This is a genomic window from Pseudalkalibacillus hwajinpoensis (assembly GCF_039851965.1).
In the GTDB taxonomy this organism is placed as follows: Bacteria; Bacillota; Bacilli; order Bacillales; family Guptibacillaceae; genus Guptibacillus; species Guptibacillus hwajinpoensis_E.
Window position 1 is genome coordinate 155,417 of the sequence record NZ_CP156674.1, and the last position, 23,580, is coordinate 178,996.

Sequence of the window (23,580 nt, forward strand, 5' to 3'; positions counted from 1 at the left end):
TTATCCACTTATTTCTTGTGGTGAGCTTTTACTCACACGTTGTGATCTCTGCCAGATGAAAGTGAAACTGACAAGCACAAGTCCTGTGAGGTCTCCGATTATCCCTGGCATTACTAGCAAAATAGCACTAATAAATAAAATCACTCGTTTGAGCGGAGTTACATGTCCAAACCAGTATCCTTCGACAGCACCTGCAAAAAGAACACAGCTGATTGCTGCAGAGATCAATGCTGTCACAATGGCAGGAATATCACCGCCCTGAAGAAGTAGTTCTGGATTATAAACAAATACGAATGGTACAAAAAATCCTCCTAGTGCAATTCGGATGGCGTAGAATGCTGTTGAAGAAGGATTCGATCCTGCAATTCCAGCAGTCGTATATGCGGTTATTGCTACAGGTGGTGTTAGCCCTGACATCACTCCAAAGTAAAATACGAACATGTGAGCTGCAACAATATTAACGTTCATCTCTACTAATGCGGGTACCCCTAAAACGGCTAGGATGACATAGGCTGAAACCGTTGGCATACCCATTCCAAGAATAATGGAGGCAATTGCTAACATGATGAGGAGAACGAATAATTGGCCACCTGCTGTATCGATCATAAACCTTGAGAAAGTAAGTCCAAGCCCCGTGAGTGATACTGCCCCAACAATGATACCTGCTGTCGCACAAGCTGATATGACAGCAAGGGCGCTTTTTGCTCCATTTTCCAGTGATGCAAGAATATCGAGTAGATTCATTCTAGTCATCTTTCTGATCCAACTTAATAAAATCGTTGCGATGATACCGTAAAATCCTGCTTTCATGGGACTAAACCCATCGATCATTAAATAAATAATCATGACGATTGGAAGGAATAAATATCCCTGTTTGAGAAGAACCATCTTAGGATCGGGAAGCTGTTCTTTAGGAATGCCTTCCATCTGTAAGCGTTTCGCATGGTAGTAGACAATAAACCCGGCTATGAGAAAGTAGATGATTGCTGGAATTAAGGCATATAACGCTAGCGTGATATAGGGAATCCCTGTTGTTTCAGCCATAATAAAAACCGAAGCGCCCATAATAGGCGGCATGATTTGTCCACCCTGTGAAGCCACTGCTTCCACTGCTGCAGCGAATCGTTTGCTATAACCGAGTTTCTTCATTAATGGAATGGTAAAAGAACCAGTAACAGCTGCATTTGCCGCTCCATTTCCGGTAATAGTAGCAACCATTGCGCTTGCTCCAACGGCCGATAATGCCGGTCCACCTGCGCGATTCCCGAGTGCACCAAAAGCAAAATTCGTAAAAAATTGCCCTCCACCTGACCTCATTAAAAATGCCCCGAAAATGACAAACAAGATTAAGACCGTTGAGCTGATATAGATCGGTGCACTGAATATCCCCAGAGTCCCATTAAACATTTGATCTACCATTTTTCCATATCTCACCCCTGGATGAGCAAGAGCGCCTGGAAAGTAAGGTCCAAAAAATATGTAGCCAATAAAAAACAATCCGATACATGCCATGAGGAACCCATTCGTTCTTCTCGTTGCTTCAAGTACTAATCCTATGAAAAAGCTACCAAGAATGATGTCAGACAAATTTGGATTACCCTGTCTACTTAGTATCGCATCTCCTTGGAAAAGGATAAATCCCGATTCAATTAAGGTGATTATCACAAATAATAAATCAATTGCTCCGAACTTACTTCCCTTTTTAAAAGGGAAAATTAGAAAGATTAATAGGAGAGCCCAGACGACATGTATACTTCTTTGCTGCCAGGACGACAGTGTTCCAAACCCTGCCGTATAAATATGAAAGAAAGACAATCCAATTGCCAGTAGTGACGTTAAGACAATGAGAATTCTAGCAAAGTTCCAATTCTCTTTACGTGATAACCAGATTTCTTCAATAAATGCTGGACGGTCTTTAATCGTGGTATCAATCTTTTGAACAGGATTACCAGATTGACTATTACTCAATCGATTCAGCTCCTTTCTATGCCTTTAGAACGTCATTAAAAAGATTGATAGATTAATTCTCATCTAAAATGTGTCTTGAGATAATCATGCGCTGAATTTCGCTTGTTCCCTCATAAATCTTCGTAATTCTTGCATCTCTGTAAAACCTCTCTATAGGGTAGTCTGATACATAGCCCATTCCTCCATGTATTTGTACGGCTTTATCGGCAACGCGATTAAAAACTTCTGATGCAAAGAGCTTTGCCATGGAAGCTTCTTTAATAACTTTCTTCCCATCATCAACTTTTTTAGCGGCCATAATGGTTAATGCTCTTGCTGCTTCGGTCTCAGTTGCCATATCAGCAAGCATCCATTGAATAGCCTGGTTCGATGAAATAGGTTTACCAAATTGGATCCGCTCTTTCGCATAACTTGCTGACATCTCAATTAATTTTTCACAGGAGCCTACTGCTCGGGCAGCAAGACCGATGCGACCCTCTCCAAGAATCTTAAGAGCTGATATGTACCCCATGCCTACTTCACCAATAACGTTCTCTTCTGGCACTTCACAGTCTTCAAAAATGATCTGACAGGTATAGGAACCTTTCAGCCCCATTTTTTTATCTCGTTTTCCTACAATTAAACCCGGGAAGTTTTTTTCCACTAGAAATGCGGTAATCCCGCCCTTTGCACCTTTGGATTTGTCAGTAGATGCTATGACAGTAAATACATCAGCAACTGGACCGTTGGTAATAAAGTGCTTCATGCCGTTAAGAATCCACTTATCACCCTGTTTTACGGCATTAGTTGATAAATTTGTTGCATCTGAACCTGCTCCCGGCTCAGAAAGAGCAAAAGCAGCAATTTTATTTCCAGCAGCCATTTCCGGTAAGTACTTTTGTTTAAGAGATTCAGAAGCTAATTTAACTAGTCCGGTGCTTCCGATTCCTGTATGAGCACTAATTAATGAAACATAGCCATTATGGGTTCTTCCTAGCTGTTGAAGCACAACTGCTTTTCCTTCGGTGTTTAATCCAATGCCTCCATATTCCTCTGGAATACTCATCCCGAAGAGACCGAGATCTTTCGCTTTTTCAATCAAATGATCTGGGATTGCGTCCTCGTCCTCAATTTGTTGTGCATAGGGTTCGATTTCATTCTCAACAAAGTTTCGAATCATTGTTTTCATTTGATGCAATTCATTAGATATAGTTGCAGGCATAGACGTGTTCCTCCTTTGTTTTGTTATCTTTGTAATATGCAAGTTCTATGCCAATGCTGGTGAACTGATAAAATCTGAATTTTTCACTTTTCTATTTACAATATTATGAAAATAGTTGTCCAAAAAAGCGAAAAAGCAATACAAAAATGAATCATTGATTCAATTTTGCATTGCTTTCCGTTAAATTAAGTTAAATTGCTCTAAAACAGTTAAATACATCATAAAAAGGATAAATGAAATGATGCTATATGTTGCATTCCATTTTATTGAGATATTGAAAACCTTCTCTTTCATTTCATGTGCTAAGAGATGACTAACAGCTGTCATAGGAGAAATTGATGTAGCAATACCCCATGAGCCAAGTAATAACAATGCAAAAAACATAGGGCTCATTCCAACCTCTAAAGGGTTTAAGCTAGTGATATACACTGTGATTACCATAATAGGATGAAATCCACAAATACTTAGAATAATAACGCTAAGCGAAATGAAAATGGCCATCCCTATAGTAGAGGAGCCAAACCAGTTGTTTAAAAACTGTACAAGTTGTGCTCCAAAGCTCGTAGTTGCTATAGCGCCACTTAAAAATCCAGCAGTAAGAAAAAGGAGAACTTCATTTTTAATGAGAGGTACAGTTACAAACAGATAATGAACTGATTCAATTATGAATTTTTTCCATTGATGATGTGAAACCATCCATATAAAGGGGTAAACGTATGCGATAAGGATAACCAGTGTAACCATAGATAGTGCTGTTAATTTATCTAATAGGAGTACAGAAGAAACAATAAGCAATAAGTAACAAAAGAGATCTACTAAAGGGATCAAGTTGATGCTTTTCCTACCTTCATCTTTGTTTTCTAAGGATAAGCACTGTTGTTTAGCCTCCCGATTCATCGTAAGCTCTAATAGAAAACTTATTGTAAAACTAATAAAGACAAAACCAAGTAGAAACGGCAATTCATTGATCCATTCAATTGGCAATTGACTGGTAACTAGTGCCATTGCTGCAAAAAACGGAGACCAAATAAGAGCAGTAGAGAAACCTCTCAGTAATGGACTCGCTTTCGCCCTTGCTGAAGTAACAGTTGGGTGAGCTTTACTTAGATAATAGAATATGGTTACTGCTCCCACATTTAGAATCACTGCCATGATATGAGTAAACGTTTGTGTAAGAAGAAAAAAAGTAGTCGGATTTTTCATGTATCGCCCAAAGAATTGTTTTAATGCCTCAAGATAAACCTGCTGTTTAATTGGAATTCCAAGGAAGGGTACGCTTATAAAAAGAGCTACTAACGTTTGATTGATGGTAATACTTTCTCTAATTGTGCGAAAGGGAACCTCATTTACGATGAAAATGAGTGCGGAAATAAGGATTAAGATAAGTAAAAATAAATTTAAACCACGCTTAACAAGCGGAAGTAGGATAATCATCATGCAGAGTAAATAAATGTCACTGATCGCATTTATCCATTTTGAATTAATAAATTGTTGAACTAGAAATAGAAAGGTTATTGTGAGAAGCATGAAACCTAACAAACTGCGTTTGGATGATTTTTGAACAAATGAGTTCATGAGCGTCTATTCGTTTTCTCTAAAGAAGATAAACTGGTATAGAGGGATTGAATTACAGGAATCGAAATACTCTTCTTATCCGCTTCTTTAACAAAGTAACCACAAATCGATTCAATCTCAAGGTTTTTCCCACTAAGTCTATCCTGAAGCATGCTTGTGTAATGAGTTTCGGCTATTTGAGCACTTTTGAAGATCTGATCTATCAATTCTTCCTGGAAAAAGTACCCTTTCAAATCAGATATATTCATCCCCTCTCTTAAAGCGACTTCAGCTAAATGTCGTAAATCTATTTGATCAAGGATCTGCCCTACTGTAACACCAGCATAAGCAGAAAGTGGGTTAAATGTAACATTCCATAACAGTTTCTTCCATTTAGCACGCATAATGTTTGATGATGTATGTGATTGAATGCTTGCCTCTCTAAACAAGTTTGTGAGTTCTTTAGCTTCATTCATTTTTGCAGGATCAATAGAGCCGATGGTTAATCGAGGATTGCCAAAAACCTCAATTCTTCCCGGTGCAGTTATTCTGGAAGTTAAGTAAACCGCGGCTGAAAAAATACGATTTATTCCAAAGTATTTCATGACTTTCTCTTCATTATCGACTCCATTTTGTAAAAGGAGTATCGGGGTTCCAGTGGATATAGTGTAACTCAATTTTTCAGCCATATGACTCGTATCGTTTGATTTTACACTTATAATAACTAACTCCACATTTCTAAATCTGTCTAGTGAATTTGTAAACTCCTTATGAACAACAAATTCGTTTTCAGAATTACTAATTGTTAACCCTTTTTCTTGCATCGTACGTAAATTAGTCCCCCTGGATAGGAAAACAACTTCGTGACCTGCAAGAGCAAGGGTACCACCAATATACCCTCCTACAGCTCCAGTTCCAGCAATGCCAACTTTCATAATTCGTTCCTCCTTTACCTATGTATTATGCAAGTTTAATGCCAAACAAAAAACTCGCCAGAGGCGAGTTGACGTTATATAGTTTCAATTTGATATTTCTTTAGCTTTCGGACGATCGTTGGCTGACTTGATTTAAGGACTCTGGCAATTTCATAAGTGCTTTTATATTTTCCATATGCTTCTTCCAATAATTTGCGTTCCGTATGTTCTACTGCATCTTTAAGACTCATTACCTGATGAGGTTTTTCTGTTTTTATTTTTATAGATTTATAATCCTCTGGAAGATGGTTAAGAGAAATTCTACTAGCAGACGAAGTCAAAGCGATTCGTTCAATTAAATTAGTCATTTCTCTTACATTTCCCTTCCATTCCATTTCGTATAGTGAATTTTTTAAGTCATCTTGTAAAATTTTATCGAGGTTATACTTCTTATTTGTTCTGTTTAAAAAGAACTGGATAAGTGGCAAAATATCATCTCTTCTATCTCTTAATGGGGGTATAGAGAGTGGGATGACGTTTAGTCGATAATATAAATCCTCTCTAAATTCTTGTTTGGTTACCATCTGGAGTAGATTTCGATTAGTTGCGGCAATGATGCGAACATCGATTTTGGTTAGTTTCGTGGCACCTACACGCTGGATTGTTCCATCTTGAATAACCTGGAGTAATTTCACCTGAGTATTCATTGGTAGTTCTCCAACTTCATCAAGAAAAAGTACCCCCTTATCTGCCATTTCGAACATCCCTGGCTTTCCCTTTCTGCTTGCCCCTGTAAAAGCTCCTGCTTCATAACCAAACAGTTCCGATTCGATAAGTTCTTGTGGTATCGCACCGCAATTGACTTTTACAAATTCCCCTTTTGTTGATCTGTTGCTCTTTGAATAGATAAATCGAGCTAGCACATCTTTTCCAACCCCAGTTTCACCAAGAATCAGAACGGTGGCGTCAAAGTTTGCAATTCTTTTCGCCGTTTCATAAAGATCTTTCATGAATTGACTTTCAATGATAATTCCTGAATCTGAATAGCCCTTAAGCATTTCAAGTTCTTTCTCGTATTCAGCATTTTTCTTCTGAACATTATTCAATTCAGAAAGAAGCTCATTTAACTCGGAAAGATCACGAATGTTTGTAATAACCTTTTCGATATCGCCTTTATTGTTAAATATCGGACTCCCCGTGATCAATGTTTCTTTCCCCGCAAAATTATCCTGCACCACGGAAACGGTCCGACGTTGTTTCAGAACTTTTCTAGTTACTGAATCCTTTAAAATCCCCCTATTCACAAGTCGATCAACGTTTTTACCAATATAATATTCTTTTGGAATACCGGTTAGTCTTTCAATCGCTGCGTTGGTTTTAAGTGTTATTCCTTTGTTATCTGTAATATATATGCCGTCATAAGAATTGTCGATAATCGAATCCAATTCTCTATTGAGCTTTTCAAGATCTGTTACTTGTTTTTCAAGACGAGACAAATCAGTGTTTTCTTTTCCAATGTACAATGTGTCATGTTCATTATGTTCTGAAATGAACAATATTCGCTTTTCTTTGTAGCTTGTAATGATGAAGGTATCATGTTCTTCTATACTGTCAAAAACGTCATCAACTTCCTTCTTTTCAGCATCACTAATAATAGAGTTAAAAGCCTCATTTACGGAGCTAATGATTCCTTTTCTTGCGATAAAAGCTGGAAAAGGCAATTGAGCTATAGAAGATAAATTCAATGCGTTCACCTCGAGAGTAATGGTCACAGTTTTTGTATAATGAAAATCAAATAGAGGTTGTCTGCTCCTTTTCAAGAGCAAATATTTTCCCTGGATTCATAATCCCATTCGGGTCTAGTGTTTGCTTAAGGGCCATCATCACTTCTAAAGCAGGACCATGTTCTTTTTGTTGATACTGGACCTTACCTGTCCCAACTCCGTGTTCTCCAGTACATGTGCCTCCGCGTTCTAACGCATAATGAACAAGGTGCTGGTTCAATTTGGTTGCTCTATCCAGTTCCATAGGATCAGTAGGATCAATCATCACAATCGCGTGATAATTACCGTCCCCTACATGACCAAGAAGTGCACCGTCTAACCCATAGGTTTCAATCGCTTTTCTGGCATCTGTTATCGCACCTGTGAGCTCTGAAATAGGGACACAAACATCGGTTACCATCATTTTCTTACCAGGTGATCCATGACTGAAGGAATATGCCAGATTATGACGGGCTTCCCATAGAAGGGCTCGTTTCTTCGTATCATGTTCAAAAATGAATTCCTCACATTCGTTATCTTCAGCTATGCTTTTCGCAAAAGTAACGTCCTGCTCGAGTCCTGCTTCGTTTCCATGAAATTCTACGAATAGGGTTGGTTTTTCAATATAATTCGTTTCATTTGTTTTATTTACCTGTTGAACTGAGCGTGCGTCAACAAGCTCGATTCTTGCTACTGGTATTGCAGCATGCAAAATGTTTGTGACGGTTGATACGGCCTGTTCAATAGAAGGAAAAACGATTCGACCCGCAAGCGTTGCTTCTGGGATGCCATATACATTAAGTGTAAGCTCCGTAAATGTTCCGAGAGTGCCTTCTGATCCAACGAAAAGACCGTTAAGATGATAGCCAGAAGACGATTTGGCTGTTATGCTGCCGGTGTGAATTACGCGACCATCAGCTAGAACAACTTCCATATCACGTACCTGATCACGCATCACACCATAGCGTACTGATGTTGTTCCACTTGCGTTGGTCGAGGCCATACCACCAAGTGTTGCATCAGCCCCAGGATCAACGGTAAAGAACAAACCATGTTTCTTAAGCTCCTTATTTAATTGAGACCTGGTCACCCCTGGTTGAACTCTGACAAGAAAATCTTCAGGACGAACCTCAAGAACCTTGTTCATTAATTGAAAATCAATTGAAATCCCTCCCTGATAGGGAATGACGTGACCTTCAAGACTTGAGCCAAGCCCAAATGGAACAATGGGAACAAAGTTGGCATTTGCCATTTTTAAGATCTTACTCACTTCTTCGGTTGTTTTTGGAAAAACAACTACATCGGGGTTATGAGGGGTATGGTAGGACTCATCTTTACTGTGCTGCTCTAGAATAGTCGCATTGACACTAATTTGATCATCTTCTAGGAAAGTGGACAGCAAGGAAACGATCTTCATATGAATTTCCTCCATTCGTATGTAAAATTGGCATTTTTCTGATAACGCTTCCATCACTCTATCACTAATTTATAAAATTCGTCAATTTTGTGGAAGAAAAAAGCCTGGCGATTGCCAGGCTTTAATTACAGCTATTCTTTTTCATCCTCATTTGTCTCGCCATTTACGGTCTCAGTTTCTTCGATCTCTTCTTCATAAGCTGAAGCCACTTCACTTTCATAGCGATTGTTTTCTGATACAGGTTGGGATGACTCTTCCTCTGTTTCAGAATCTTTTTCTTTACCGGAGAAGTTGGTATAGCTCCCCCTCGATACGAAGCTCTCAAGCATTGCTTTTAAATCCATTCCTGTTGATTCTTTAAGGCTTGCTTGAAGACCTGTCATCGTTTTCGTCACGTTGTCCGTAATCTTAGCAGAACCGTTACTGTTACTACCACCCATATCGATCACTTTCATCTCTGAAATTTGCGAGAGCGGCTGTGCAATTTCGTGTGCATACTTCGGTAGCATTTCAACAATCATTTCAATAATTGCTGCCTCACCGTATTTCTCCATTGCCTTAGCCATTAATTCTTTTGCCTCTGCTTCTGCACGTCCACGTTCACGAATCACTTCAGCTTCAGCAAGCCCTTTCTGCTTATTAATTTCAGCTTTTGTCTGGCCATCAATGCGATCTCGTTCAGCCTCGGCTTCAGCTTTTGCTCGGATATCGTATGCATTTGCATCAGCCTGCGTTTTTCTGCGCTTCTGTTCTTCTTGTTCTAACTCGACCTGCCGTTGTCGTTCGATGAATTGAACTTGCATCTCTTCTTCTTTTACTTTCTGATTCAGCGTTGCTTGCTCCAAATTATAAGACTGTTCAGAACGAGCACGTCCTCGCTCAATTTCAGCTTTGTATTCTGCAGCCTTCACATCCTTGTCTTTTTGTGAGCGAGCAATTTCAATTTGGCGTCTAATTTCGTCTTCTTCTGCTTCCTGGTCCGTTTTCGCCTTATGCATGCGTGTTTCACGTCTTGCATTCGCCTCAGCAATGTCGGCATCTTTTCTTGCTTCAGCGATTCTAGGTCGGCCAAGAGCTTCAAGATAGCCGTTCTCTTCATCATCATCTTTCAGTTCTTTTAATGCAAAGGAAGTGATTTCAAAACCAAGATTTTTTAAGTCTTCTTCTGCAATGTTCTTTACTTTTTTGTTAACCGAATTAAAATCTTTGTAGATTTCATCGACCGTAAGTGAAGAAATAATTGCGCGAAGGTGGCCCTCGAGTACTTCTCTTAGTTCGCGTTCTTTCTCTTTCTGAGGCTTTCCAAGAAATTTCTCAGCATAGTTTGCAACAATTTCAAGCTTACTACCAATACTGATTTCAGCAACACTTGTTGCTCTAATTGGAACACCTTCTGAGGTGTAGGCTTTTGGTGAGGCAATTTCTAATTGAAAAGAAGTTAAATCGATTGGTGTGCTCGTTTGGAACATCTTCAATCGAATACCGCCGCCTCGGACGATTTTCATGCTCCTGCCGTTATCATCTACGAAAATGCGGTTGTCTTTTTCGGCATCGCCGAGTTTTGGACCGGTAATAATGAGGGCCTGATTCGAGCTTGCTGTCTTGTATCGTTTTTTGAAAATGAAAAAGCCAATACCTCCAACAACCAATAAGAAAAATAAAACAATGCCAGATACAATTAATCCGATAAATTCCATCATATCAAAATCATCATCCTCTTTGTTTTGAAATATTACTATGTAATTTTCTTCCTCTAGTAATACGAGTGAGAAGATTGGAAGTTTCAGAATTTATCAAATTAACCAGGAAAATGTAAAAAACGAACCTGCCGTGCAGGTCCGTTTACGGATAGAACTATTCAAATCGCTTTAATACCGCTTCCCCATTAAGAACCGTTTCATATTTTTGATTAATCACCTGAACAGCGAATGTGTAGCGGTCGTGTTGAATTGATATAAGCGAGGCCTGAATTGTAATCACATCATTCAAGAAAACCATCCCTTTAAATGAAACTGAAAAGTCTTCAAGAAAAACTTCTTCATAAAATGGGGTGAATAATTTAGAAAGATGTCCCATTGTCCACATTCCATGAGCAATGATCCCGGGTAAACCGGCTTTCGTGGCTTCCTTATCAATAGTATGGATGGGATTAAAATCACCAGAAGCACCTGCATATTTAATTAAATCAAGTCGTGATACGGGAGGAAGTGTTCCCTCAAGGGGAGTACCGATCGTAAAGTCACTCACTGTAATCATGAGGTCATTCCCTTTCTAACCGCTTCCGTTATGATCACTACCTGTTCCTCAGTGAATATCAGGTTACCATCAGTGCCTTCACCAAATCGTTTAATAACGAGAAAACCAAGTAATCCACTTTTCCCTTTTCGTTCGTAATAATTTTCTAGAGACGAAGAACAAATAACGGTTTCGCCTACAAAAAGAGGTCGTTGATAATGAAAGGTTTGTTTCCCATGAATTAAACCCACATTTGGAAGGTCAAAGCCTTCGATCGTTCCATAGTCGAACACTCTTGGGTAGGTTGGTGGTGCAAGATTTGTGCCATAACGAGACTGTTTCCCCCTGCTCTCATCCGTGTAAATCGGTGCGGGATCACCTATCGATATTGAAAACGCTCTCACAGAACCGCGTTCCACATTGTTTTTCACTGGTGTTGACTGTTTTCCGATTAGGTTTTCAAACATATAGAACCTCCGTTCTTAAGCGTATTGACCAACTTTCACATGGCCTTTTAAGAGATTGCGTGCAATAATGAGACGCTGAATTTCGTCAGTTCCGTCATAAATTCTCCACAGTCTTGCTTCGCGGTACCAGCGTTCGATCGGAAGTTCTCTTGTGTAGCCCATACCGCCATGAATTTGAAGTACGCGGTCTACCACTCGATTGCCCATATTCGATCCATAGAGCTTTGCCATTGAGGCCAGGTGACGGTTGTCTTTTCCTTCATCAAGCGTGTAGGCAGCATTTAAAACGAGCCATTTTGCCGCTTCAATTTCAACAGCAGAATCTGCAATTTGCCATTGAATGGCCTGACGCTCAGCAATTGGCTTTCCGAACGTTTCACGTTCATTGGCATAGTCTATGGCCATTTTTAAGAGACGTTCTCCTGCACCAACAGCGGTTGCGCCTACGATCCAACGTGCAAACCCAATCCATTCAAGTCCAAGGTTGTAGCCACCGTTAACTTCTCCAAGGATATTTTCATGTGGCACGCGTACATCGTCAAACACTAATCCTGCAGGACCCCATTCACCCATTGTGTGGATGTACTCTGATTTCCAGCCCATATCCCGGTCAACGATAAAACAGGTTACTCCGTCTCTTCCTGTGGTTGCGTGTTTTTCCTTATCCGTAATGGCGATTACCATAACGAAATCAGCCTCGTTCCCACCAGTAATAAATGTTTTTTCACCGTTCAGAACCCATTCATCGCCATCGCGCAAAGCCGTCATTTTAATGTTACGTGTATCAGACCCTGCACCTGGCTCTGTCATCGCAAAACAGGATTTCTTTTCGCCGTTAATTGTTGGAATCAAATATTTTTCTTTTTGTTGTTCGTTACCATAATAAAGAATATTATCTGCGGACCCACCGAAACGGAATGGCACGAATGTTTTCGATACTTCCATCATCACAATCGCGAGCATCATTTGACCGAGATCTGCTCCGCCGTATTCTTCTGGCGTGTTAATTCCCCAGAATCCTGCTTTTTTCGCCTTTTCTTGGAGCTCTGTCATTTTTTCGGCAGATATACCCGGTTTTCCTTCACGCTCGTTGCGAAGCACATCATTTTCTAATGGCATTAACTCATTCTCTACGAATTTGCGAATTGTTTTCTGCACCATAATCTGTTCATCAGTTAAACGTAAATCCATCATTCATCTCTCCCTAAGACCTATTTTACAATCAAATTGTATTTGAAACTTACTGACCGGTTAGTATCTTATTTCGACACGTTCAGCATACATCCTTCTTATTAGGAGAGATTGTTTTAAATTAAGTGTGGGGGTGGGGTCAGACACGTGTCTGACCCCACCCCCATCATCTTATTACTTCCCAATAAACATTTGCGTCCAGTAATTACCGTCTTGAGCAAGTCCTACACCGATGTGGGTGAAGTTCTTGTTCATGATGTTCTTACGGTGCCCTTCGCTCTTCATCCAGGCATCTACTACTGCTTCTGGCGTTTGCTGACCCTGTGCAATGTTTTCACCAGCTGTAGTAAAATCAACTCCAAAGTCCCTCATCATATCAAATGGTGAGCCATACGTTGGGCTAGTGTGGGAGAAATAATTTTTCTCCTGCATATCTTGTGATTTTTCCTGTGCTACATCACTTAATGATGGCATTGCTTTTAAGTTGGATAGTCCCTGTTTTTTTCTTTCCGCATTTGTTAAATCGATAACCTGTTGCACTTCTTTGCTTATTTCACCTGATGGTTCTGAAGCGGGTGCTTTATTGTTTTGATTCTGGTCCGGGGCAGCCTGTTCACGTTGCTCTGGCTGAGCTTGACCGGTTCCTTGATCAGGTCTCATTTTTTGCTGACGCTGCTGCTCTTCCTTGCCGCCAATTCCATATTGCTCTGGAAAGCCTTCAGGTAAATATTCTCTCGGGTCGACTCCCTCTGGAAGTCCCTCGTTAAATTCAAATTGTCCATTTTGAACGATTTTACCATGTGGAAATTCAGCACTCGGTGTATCTGTGCTGTATGAATTCGGGTCACTGGTAAGTTGCCCACTATTTATGCGCTGGACCCCTTCTGTAGGCGAATTGGTTTTATTAATATTTAGTGCTTCATCGTTATTGTTGTCTGCATTACAGGCGCCAAGTAGTAATAAACCTGGCAGCAATAACGGCATTAATTTCTTGTACATGCGTTGCCCTCCTTTAGTTCTATTTCTTACGCTCTTAGTTTTTCTAATGGAGGGCAAAGTATTTGTGGTAATTACCGAGAATTGCTTCGTAATATACCAAAAAAGATCCCTCTAAATGAGGGATCTTCCATAATCAACCTGTATTTCGAAGACCTGCAGCAATGCCGTTGATCGTGAGGAGAATTTCTTTTAGCAGATCATCATCCTCACTATTATTTTCACGATAAGTTGATATGAGTTCGACCTGTAAAGAACTCAAAGGATCAACATAAGGGTTTCGGAGGCGAATGGAATCCTTAATATTTGGAGTTCCATCCAAAAGCTCTTCCTGTCCTGTGATTGTTAGAATCACATCTTTCGTACGATGGTACTCACCAACAATTTTATCAAATATACGACTAGCTAATTGCTGATCGTCAATTAAATCCATGTATTTTTCAGCTGTTGCTAAGTCTGCTTTCATTAATCCCATTTGCAGGTTATCAATTAACGAAGCGAAAAACGGCCATTCTTGATACATTTCTTTCAAAAGTTTCAAGCCTTTTTCATTTTCTGCAAATTGATTCAGACCTGTTCCTGATGCATACCAGGCAGGCATCAGCTGACGACTTTGCGTCCAAGCAAAGACCCATGGAATCGCACGGAGGTCATCAAAATGATCCGTTCCTTTCCGGCTCATTGGTCGACTGCCGATATTTAAAGCGCTTAGCTCTGGTAATGGCGTACCCTGTTTGAAATAAGCTAAGAAGCCATCATCCTGAAAAACGAGTGATTGATACGTTTTTAGAGATACCTCAGAAATGGATTCCATGGCTTCCTGCCACTTCATCTGCCTTGGATCTTTTTCAATACCAGAAACAGCTGATGTTAGCAATGTCGTCGTTGCCTGTTCAAGACTTCTATAGGCAATGTCAAATAGAAGGTAGCGTGAAGATAAAACCTCACCCTGTTCTGTAATTTTAACGCCAGCTGTATACGTCTCAGGCGGCTGGGACAACAGGCTCCTGCGAAGCGGGCCACCTCCGCGGCCTAATGCGCCACCTCGTCCATGGAAAAACTTCAATCGTAACTTTCGCTCAGAAGCAATGCGACTGATTTCCTGTTGTGCCTGGTAAAGCTTCCAGTTTGCAGTGAGTGTTCCGCCGTCTTTACTTCCGTCAGAATAACCGAGCATAATTTCCTGTCGATTACCGAGCTCCTGTAAATGCTTCTTGTAAACGGGAAGGTCAAAAAGCTTTTGCATAATGGAAGGTCCGGCTTTTAAATCATCGATAGTCTCGAGCAATGGTGCTATATTCAGATCACTTTCAACAATGCCATCTGAATGTTGACGGTAAATATTCGCCTCTTTTGCGAGGACAAGGACTTCAAGAAGATCACTTGCAGACTGCGTCATACTTATTAAGTATACGGAGATGGAATCCTTGCCAAATTCGTTATGTGCTTTCTTTATCATGGAGAAAATATCAAGGATTTTTTGTGTTTTCTCTGTGTAATCTTCGTACGTAGAAAGAACAGGTCTCGGATCTTCAAGAACATTTACAAGCACCTTCAGCTTTTCATCCTCAGAAAGAGAAGAATAATTTGAAGCGACGTTAACTCTTTCAAAGATCTCTGTGATCGCTTCTTCATGTTCACCGCTGTGATTTCTAATATCAAGTGTAGCAAGGTGGAAACCAAATAAGGAAGCCTGGCGAATCAGCTTATTTAGATCCGAAAAGTGGTAACCTTCAGGATAGTGCTGACGAAGACTGTTTCCAATTAATTTTAAATCGTCGATAAAACTCTCGACGTCGTTGTATCCGTTATCAGAATTAACACGGTTAAGCTTCTCAAGGACGTATGCAAGTTTAACCCGATAAGATTCATGTGGAACGCCCCACTCTTTCACTTCAGGAAGTAGTGCTTGATCTGTTTCAATCGAAGCAATTAACTCCCCGCAGATTGGAATTCGGTTAGTGGATTGGCTTAATTTTCTCATTAATTCTTTTACGGAGTCCTTGTATTTAGAAAGGACAACGTCACGCTGTCTTTGAAGAGTCTGCCATGTTACGTCTGGCGTGACAAATGGATTTCCATCGCGATCTCCACCGATCCATGAACCAAATTTCAAGATGTTCGGCACATGCCATGTTGCATTTGGGTAATGCTCATCAAGGCATTCTTCAAGTTCTTGATGAATTTCTGGAAGTACTTCAAAAAGCGTTTCTTCAAAGTAAAATAGTCCCATGTTTACTTCATCCATCACAGTTGGTTTCTTGTGGCGAAGCTCGTCCGTTTGCCAGAGGGTTGTAATTTCATTTAATAGGTCCTCTTTAAGCGCTTTTTGTTCTCGTTTCGTTAGCATTGGATTATCTAATTGCTGTAGCGAAGATGCGATCCGTTTATGAATTTCAAGCACCGAGCGCCTTGTGGCCTCAGTAGGATGTGCTGTTAAAATCAGCTCCAGTGATAGCGAAGAAAGTGTATCTTCAATCAATTCACCTGGTACATTGTTTTTCTTAAGAAGCGAAATCGCATATGGAATAGATCCTGGCTGGGATTGGTCTTCTTCAAGCATCTGATAGTCCCGGCGTCTTCTAATGCGATGGTTTTGCTCTGCAATATTAACGAGATGGAAATAAAGGGCAAATGCTCGAATCACCTGTTCACGCATTGGCGATTGCAGCTCCTGTATCGTTTGTTTAAGCTCGTTGGATGTTTCTGGTTTTGCTTCCTGTCTCAGTGACTTCGTTTTTTCACGAATCGCTTCAACCATATCAAGAAGCTCTTTGCCGCCATGCTGCACTAAAACGTCACCGAGTAGACTTCCGAGCATGTTAATGTCACGTCTTAGGGCAACGTGGTGACTTTGTTGGGTAGAACGTGCCGTATCAATTGTCATATACGATCAACCTTTCTTTTTCTTTTGAAGACTTAAACCAAATATTAAAAATATTTCAATAAACTTATTATAACCAGGAAATTTTATTCTTGTCATCTTTTTTGACCTAGTGCCACCCTTCGACAAAATACGTTATTGACCAGTGAGATAAGGATGGAAGCGCATTCAAATAAAATTTATTTTTTTGTATTTCTATGTAAAAATCCGTATCTAAAATGCGGATTTTTACATGGTAATTAAATTGAAAACTTATGTTTAAAATGCTCGATTTTCTTATTTTCCCCCACCATCAAAATAACGTCTCCCTGTTGAAAGGCGACTTCAGCATATCGACTAAGAATTGGGGATTCATTTCTTACGATAAGTGAAACGTTGAGTTCATATTTCCTTGAAAAATCGAGTTCGAGTAACGTTTTCCCAATAAGTTCATCAGGTACCCTGATTTCAATGGCAGATACATTTTTAGTAATCTCAATATACTCAAGTACGTTAGGCATCATAATTTGTTTCGCAACCTTCATACCCGCTTCTTCCTCTGGATAGATCACCTGGTCGGCACCTAAATTAGTCAAAATTTCACCGATTTCGCGACTAACGGCTTTCGTAATGATCTTTTTCGCATTTCTGTCTCGAAGCTTGTTTGTAATTAGAATGGCTGAATAAGCATCTGTACCGATGGCCACAAAGACGGCATCATACTGATCTATCTTTAGATCATCCATCACCCGATTTTCCCTGAGATCACCAACAATAGAGTGTGTTGTATAGTCATCGATGTCTTCTAGTGGCCCCTCATCCTTATCACATACAACAACATCACATTTCTGCTCGTAAAGTTCTCTGATGATCCCTCTTGCAAATCGTCCCGCACCTATGACTAAAAATTGTTTTCGCATGATTAACAGCTCCTTTAACCGACAGCAAGATCTTCTTTAATGTAACGCGTTTTAGATTTTTCGATTTTAAAAACAACGTATATAAAGCTAAATACCCCTATGCGTCCGATAATCATTAACATACATAGCAGCAGTTTCGAAATCCCGGCCAGTTCTCCTGTGATTCCCATGGATAAGCCGGTGTTCGTTAGTGCGGAAATCACCTCAAAAGCGACCAGTTCGATCTCCTGTGCTTCAAAAATAGATAGAACGATGGTGGAAAACCCAAACATGAATATGAAGCTTAGAAAAATTAAAAAAGACTTATTAATGGAATCCTGGGATATAGTCTTCTTAAATAACGTCGTATACTCCTCTGATCTTGCAACAGAAACCATCTTCGCGAGTAAAACGGCAAATGTCGTTAAACGGAGACCGCCTCCGGTACTTGAGGAAGCCCCGCCAATGAACATCAAACTCATTAGGATGAGTACAGTTGTAATATCCAGTGTGGAAATATCAACTGTCGTTAGTCCACCGTTTCTAGAAGTGGCCGATAGGAAAATGACATTGACGATTTTATCTGGAATCGATAAGTGACCAAATACCCCATTGTGTTCTAACAAAAAATAAATAACCGTTCCGACAAGAAAAAGAATACTATGAAGTCTAATGTTCACCTTTGTAAATAAGCTTTTCTTTTTCCGAAATGAAAGTATGTACTCTACGATTGTGGGGAAACCAAGGCTCCCAAGAAAGATCATCGTAGCAGATGTGAGGAGCAGTAACCAGTTGTGCTGGAAAGAGATCAGGCTGTCACCAAATAAATCGAATCCTGCATTCGTAAAGCTTGCAACACTGTGAAAAACAGTCACAAACACGGCTTCTTTTATAGTGCTATACTCCCCAGAAATCGCATTAAACATTAAGCTGAATCCTATCGTCTCAACGGTTAATGCGATCATTAGTACTGAAATACTTAACGAACGGATCGTTTTTAACTGTGTTTGATTTTGATCCTTAGAAATGAGGACCATATTCGACATTGTTAATTTTTTACCCATCATCATGAACAAATAACTAACGAGAACGAGGATTCCAATTCCGCCAAGCTGCATCTCAATAATCAATAGCGCCTGACCAATTCGTGTAAGATCAGAAGAGACATCAATAGAGGATAGTCCGGTTACACTGAGTGCGCTCGTTGAAACAAAAATGGCATCCACAATTGGTAGCGAACCGGTGTGCGCGAAAGGAAGCAAGTAAAGAGCGGCAAATAAAAGAATTGTGCTCATATACATGATAAAGATGTATCGAAAGGATTGAATGGTTGATTTATTTTTAAGCATAGCATCTCTCCACTTGAATTGTTCTGTATAACCGTTATTTCACTATATCATGAAAAAAATGGTTTTGCTTCACCTCCATAAGAAAACCTCTTAAGAGTCTTCTTAAGAGGTTTTACCTGCTACTTTCCTGTTAAAATCAAGAAGGCCAAGTGCACAGACCTGTAAGTCGAGGAATATGTATTCATATATGGCGTGATTGTGTGGTACTCCCTTTTTGTCCAATTCGTTTCGTACGAGCAAAAGGAGCTTTTCTGCTAGGAGAACACTATTCTCTTCGTCTGAACGTTCATTTATTTTCTCGACGTACGCCTTCGTTGTTTCAACAAATAGAGATAACCAGTACTTCAGTTGATTCATCACGTCTGATGGCTGGTCGGACTTGCCGTAATGGCCAAAATATATCGACTCTGGATGAAAGGACATTATTTTGTTAGCAGACTCAAGCATGGCATCTGGATCAAATTGGTTTGGAGATGTCGATGGGAGATATAGATCAAAATCCAGATGAGGATAGTAGACACCAACGGTATCTCCTACAAAGACGCCATTCGTTTTGGAATCGTGTATTGAAAAGTGGTGCTTCGCGTGTCCAGGCGTATCAATGAATGTTAAGGTGCGTTCAGGTCCAATTGTTAATGTATCGTTATCCTCCATGACCATCAAGCGATCATTCGGAATCGGAAGAATCGGATCAAAGAGAGTTTCAAATTTACTTACGTACACCGCTTTTGCACCCTGGATCAATTTCGCCGGATTTTCCAGATGGCGCAACCCTTTAGGATGCACGATCACGTGTGCATTCGGACATTCTTTCAGAAAAAGACCCGCACCCCCGGCATGATCCAGGTGTATATGCGTGACAATGATGTATTTAACGCGATTTAAATCAATCTTAAGCGCTTCTAGCCCCTTGATTAAATGAGGAATAGAAGGACTGGCGCTTGTTTCAATAATTGTTAGTTCTTCTTCATGCAACACATAACTTCCGGTACGCTTCTCTAAAGATAAGTCATAAAGATCAATCAGTGATAAATCTTTCCCTATTTTAAGTGGTTCCTGCATTGTCTTATTCCCTCCTGTGTTCGTGTTTGCGCTTTCTTAAAGAAACACTTCTCTATATTGGAGGGAAATTCCTTTTTGTATGAACAATCAGATCAGCACGATATGTAATCATGAACGGTTTAGATGACTGGTAGAGTTGTATATTTCATGTGTCCATTCGTCTTGCTGTTTGTTTAAGATTGTAAGAGACGTATTCACGAGGTGTTTTTCGTGATCAAGCTCAGGTAGTGCACTTTTGAAAAAATGGTGTAAAAATGAGCCGTGACTTACAATAAGTATGTTTTTATCCTCGTAGCTTTGATGAAATTCTTCAATGGCTTCTTGCGCTCTTGCGACCACAAGGTCAGCTTTTTCTATGCCGAGATCAAGTTCACGCCAGTTTGGTCCCCATTTATTAATCCGTTCCACCTCAGTCGTGCCTTCTATCTGCCCGCCTCCTGCTTCGCGCAATCTGTTGTCAATAATGACCTCAAGGTCCAGAGAATCTGCAATGATAGTAGCTGTTTGGTAGGCTCTCGCTAATCCGCTTGAAAAGATGACATCCCATTTCTCTTCATTCAACCGTTCAGCAAGCTTTGTTGCGTGAAGACGACCTTCGTCATCGAGGTGAATATCTGAGCTTCCCTGCGCTCTCTTTTCTTTGTTCCAGGATGTACTCCCATGACGAATAAAGCCAATTCTCATAGTGATTCCCCTCTCATTTCTTACATTAATTATCCAGTATAAATCGTTCCTTTTATTAAATTTGTGATATCTTTCACGCGATTCTCTCCACAAACCGGACGATTTAGTAAGCTGCAAAGTGCAACTAAGTCGGCGAGTTTCGCTAACGTCTTCCAATTATTCGTTAATATGACGCCATTTCGATTCAGACCATATTGTATCCCCTGTTCAAATGATCGCATGTGCAAAAATTCATAGCGCAACATATTGCCAATATCAAAATAAATGCTTCCTGACAACGCGAACTCCCAGTCTAATACGGCGCTAACATCTGTTCCTTCCATTAACAGATTTAGTCCATTAAAGTCTCCGTGTACGAGCCGCGCTCCACTATCATCTTCTTCAAATAAATAGGCATTCGTGCTAACATAGGATAAAATTTCCTCAATCAGGTAAACTGGTAACCACTTTGATGAATAGCCGCTGAAAAATGAGTCAATTGTTGTTTTAAAGGTCTCAGGTGTCAGGCGAAATTCCTGTTGTACCGCTAAATCGGTATCTAAAAATCCATATGTATTAAAAGGAACCTCGCGTATGGCAGCAAGTTGCTCTCCGATCGATTGCCCCATTCGTTCCATCTCTATTGCAGAGGATTGACTGAATTGGTCACGAAGCAGGTTGCCATTTTTCCATTCTACAATTCCAATTCCGTAGCCGTTCCACTGAGTAAGATGCATGAAATGGGGAGCGCGGACAGGAGCTGGTAATCGTGTATGAAGGTTTCTCTCTCTTAGTAAGCTATCGCGATTTTTTGTAACTCGAACGATAACTGGCTCTTGATTGACACGATCTACTCTGTAGTTCGTGTGACTTAATCCTCCTGAGAGAAGATTGACCTGTTGGACGATGCTTTCACGATCATGACTTCTTACAATCGACCTCACGGCTTCGAGTGGTAGCTCGATGATCGGGTTGTGACGTTCCCAGTTAGTTTTCATTCAATCCCTCCCTTTACTATCATATCAACTTTACAATGAAAAAGCTCTTTCTCATTGTGAGAAAGAGCGCGTAGCATTACATCCAATTCATTGGTAACGGCAAGACTTCCTGTACCTGTTTTTCGTACGTTTTGACTTGATCTTCTGTCATCCAGATACGTACGGAACCGTAATCAGCACTGCTTCTGATTAAGCGGCCAATTCCCTGGCGAAGTCTAAGCAACATGTATGGAAGATCCACATCTGTAACAGGATCTTGTGAGTGGCTTCGTTTTGCCTGGAATACAGGATCGTTTGGCGGGAATGGAAGTGATGAGATCAGTACCTGTGTAAGAGCCTCACCTGGAACATCCAGACCTTCCCAGAGGTGATAAGAACAAAGGACGGCAGAATGTTCACGCTGAAATTCTTTTACCGTTTCACTAATTTCTCGATCACCTTCATAAATCATATTAAACGGCCAGCTTTGATCACTTGCCCACTGACGGAAACGGTTCATTTCTTCAAGAGATGAAAATAGAAGAAGAGAATGGCCGTTGTTTCCGTGAAGTGTATCTCCCATGGCTTTCCATTTCTCGATTTCGCTATTGGCGACCGTTGCGTTCATTTTCATCTGAGCTTCATAATCGAAAGGCGAATTTACAGAGAATGAAGCATATTTTTGAATCCCGAGGTTGCTTGCTGTATAAGAGAAATCACCAGCCTGTGATAATGTAGCAGATGAGAAGACGAAAGGAATTTTCTGTGAGAAAACTTCTTTTCGTAAAATATCTTCTACAAGTCTTGGCATAATGACGAGTGATGTCTGGGTTTCAGTTTCCTCAAGCCAGTGGATCCCTTCTCCATCTTGTAGGAGGGTTCTTAATCCGTACGCAAAGAACTCAAGGTACTCTTCCATGATTTTGACATGGTAGTCTTCCATGACGTAGAGCTCTGAATCGAAGACAAGCTGTTCCAATAGCGCATCTACTTTTTCAGCAATCGTTTTGGCTGTCGAAATCATTGTTTCAGTTCGTGGGACATCTTTTCGAACTGACCCTTCAACGGCTTTTGACGTCTGGCTCAGGTGTGCAAACCAGTTATCGTGGAGCTCAAGGATGTCTTCTACTAGCGTGAGCGACTCTTCCCGAACATCCTGGTCCATGTAGCCAGTCAGGATACTTGAAAGCGTTTCGGAGTGAAAACGATACGTTAGCCCTTTTTGAGCCGAAAACTCAAGCAGATGTCCTTCATCGAAAACCACGGTACTCGCTTCTGGTAATAATGGAAGTTGTCCTTCTCTTTTTCGAGACTCCTTCGTCCAAATATGCTCCATATAAAAATCGTGTGAACAAATGATCAAATCGCTCGCATGACGGTAATACTCTCGGTTTAACGTCTGGCCACAGCGATGGCGCCAGTCACATGTTGAACACTGTTGCAACGGATCCCAGGCGATGTTTTCCCATTTATCGTTTGGAACCCAAGGATATTCTTTGCGATCACCATAGCGCTTGAAAGATTTCATCGACGCAGCTGGCTCATAAACAAATTCAGGGATTTCATCATGAACGCTTAAAATATCTTCATCATCCGTACGGTGAGCAAGATGGTCAAGCTTTTTAACACAAACATATTGCTCTCTCGCTTTCGCAAGTCTTACATCAACAGTTAAGCCGAGCGCTTTTTCAAGTTTCTCAATGTCGCCGCCCTCTTTAACGAGCTGCTCGATGAGTGTTTCATCAGCACAAGAAATAATCGCAGGCTTGCGCGTATAGCGCGCATAGCAAATCGCATACAGCAAATAAACAAACGTCTTCCCTGTTCCAACGCCTGCCTCTGCGAAAACGACACTTTTATTTTTAAAAGCCTGTTCTATTTGAAAGGCCATAAAGATTTGTTCATCTCGGAGCTCATAGCCGTGTTCTGGAAGGATGTCATAGAAAACATCTCCTACATAGTCTCCGAGTTTTTCAAAAAATGAGTCTTCCTTTGTGATCGTGAATGGTAATGATTGGGTCATGTACGGTCTCCTCTTCTAGCTTGATCCGTCCGTTTATT

The 23,580-nt window shown here is 40.5% G+C and carries 18 protein-coding genes; all 18 read right to left on the reverse strand.

Annotated elements, in window-relative coordinates:
- Positions 1–1,968, reverse strand: a complete 1,968-nt coding sequence (locus ABFG93_RS00770; protein ID WP_347550085.1) for a TRAP transporter permease — start codon at positions 1,966–1,968, stop codon at positions 1–3.
- Between the two features lie 52 nt (positions 1,969–2,020).
- Positions 2,021–3,169, reverse strand: coding sequence for an acyl-CoA dehydrogenase family protein (locus tag ABFG93_RS00775; protein ID WP_347550086.1), 1,149 nt, complete (start codon positions 3,167–3,169; stop codon positions 2,021–2,023).
- A 180-nt stretch (positions 3,170–3,349) separates the two neighbouring features.
- A complete protein-coding gene (locus ABFG93_RS00780; RefSeq protein WP_347550087.1) occupies positions 3,350–4,696 on the reverse strand; it encodes a hypothetical protein in 1,347 nt (448 codons plus the stop codon).
- Positions 4,697–4,740: 44 nt separating this feature from the next.
- Positions 4,741–5,658 (reverse strand): ketopantoate reductase family protein, encoded by a 918-nt coding sequence (locus tag ABFG93_RS00785; protein ID WP_347550088.1) that lies wholly within the window; start codon positions 5,656–5,658, stop codon positions 4,741–4,743.
- A 74-nt stretch (positions 5,659–5,732) separates the two neighbouring features.
- On the reverse strand, positions 5,733–7,391 hold the full coding sequence (locus tag ABFG93_RS00790; protein ID WP_431522071.1) for a sigma-54 interaction domain-containing protein: 1,659 nt from the start codon (positions 7,389–7,391) through the stop codon (positions 5,733–5,735).
- A 37-nt stretch (positions 7,392–7,428) separates the two neighbouring features.
- Positions 7,429–8,817 carry an FAD-binding oxidoreductase gene (locus ABFG93_RS00795; protein ID WP_347550090.1) on the reverse strand — a complete coding sequence of 463 codons (1,389 nt, stop codon included), beginning with the start codon at positions 8,815–8,817 and terminating at the stop codon, positions 7,429–7,431.
- Between the two features lie 131 nt (positions 8,818–8,948).
- On the reverse strand, positions 8,949–10,517 hold the full coding sequence (locus tag ABFG93_RS00800) for a flotillin family protein (RefSeq protein WP_347550091.1): 1,569 nt from the start codon (positions 10,515–10,517) through the stop codon (positions 8,949–8,951).
- A gap of 154 nt (positions 10,518–10,671) precedes the next feature.
- Positions 10,672–11,073 (reverse strand): MaoC/PaaZ C-terminal domain-containing protein, encoded by a 402-nt coding sequence (locus ABFG93_RS00805; protein ID WP_347550092.1) that lies wholly within the window; start codon positions 11,071–11,073, stop codon positions 10,672–10,674.
- On the reverse strand, positions 11,070–11,519 hold the full coding sequence (locus ABFG93_RS00810; protein WP_347550093.1) for a MaoC family dehydratase N-terminal domain-containing protein: 450 nt from the start codon (positions 11,517–11,519) through the stop codon (positions 11,070–11,072). Before ABFG93_RS00810 ends, ABFG93_RS00805 begins: the two co-directional genes overlap by 4 nt.
- Positions 11,520–11,534: 15 nt before the next feature.
- Positions 11,535–12,710 carry an acyl-CoA dehydrogenase family protein gene (locus tag ABFG93_RS00815; protein WP_347552716.1) on the reverse strand — a complete coding sequence of 392 codons (1,176 nt, stop codon included), beginning with the start codon at positions 12,708–12,710 and terminating at the stop codon, positions 11,535–11,537.
- 174 nt (positions 12,711–12,884) lie between these two features.
- On the reverse strand, positions 12,885–13,709 hold the full coding sequence (locus ABFG93_RS00820) for a CAP domain-containing protein (RefSeq protein ID WP_347550094.1): 825 nt from the start codon (positions 13,707–13,709) through the stop codon (positions 12,885–12,887).
- 133 nt (positions 13,710–13,842) lie between these two features.
- Positions 13,843–16,593: a phosphoenolpyruvate carboxylase gene (ppc, locus tag ABFG93_RS00825; protein ID WP_347550095.1), complete on the reverse strand. Its 2,751-nt coding sequence runs from the start codon at positions 16,591–16,593 to the stop codon at positions 13,843–13,845.
- Between the two features lie 236 nt (positions 16,594–16,829).
- Positions 16,830–17,489, reverse strand: a complete 660-nt coding sequence (locus ABFG93_RS00830) for a potassium channel family protein (protein ID WP_347550096.1) — start codon at positions 17,487–17,489, stop codon at positions 16,830–16,832.
- Positions 17,490–17,503: 14 nt separating this feature from the next.
- Positions 17,504–18,817, reverse strand: a complete 1,314-nt coding sequence (locus tag ABFG93_RS00835) for a TrkH family potassium uptake protein (protein WP_347550097.1) — start codon at positions 18,815–18,817, stop codon at positions 17,504–17,506.
- A 102-nt stretch (positions 18,818–18,919) separates the two neighbouring features.
- The gene (locus ABFG93_RS00840) at positions 18,920–19,879 is read right to left on the reverse strand and encodes an MBL fold metallo-hydrolase (RefSeq protein ID WP_347550098.1); all 960 of its coding nucleotides are present in this window, start codon (positions 19,877–19,879) and stop codon (positions 18,920–18,922) included.
- 108 nt (positions 19,880–19,987) lie between these two features.
- Complete coding sequence (locus ABFG93_RS00845; RefSeq protein WP_347550099.1) at positions 19,988–20,563, reverse strand: histidine phosphatase family protein; 576 nt, start codon at positions 20,561–20,563, stop codon at positions 19,988–19,990.
- Positions 20,564–20,592: 29 nt separating this feature from the next.
- Entirely contained in the window at positions 20,593–21,540 is a 948-nt protein-coding gene (locus ABFG93_RS00850; RefSeq protein WP_347550100.1) for a phosphotransferase family protein, read from the reverse strand.
- Positions 21,541–21,616: 76 nt separating this feature from the next.
- Positions 21,617–23,542, reverse strand: coding sequence for an ATP-dependent DNA helicase (locus tag ABFG93_RS00855; RefSeq protein WP_347550101.1), 1,926 nt, complete (start codon positions 23,540–23,542; stop codon positions 21,617–21,619).
- Positions 23,543–23,580 lie beyond the last annotated feature (38 nt).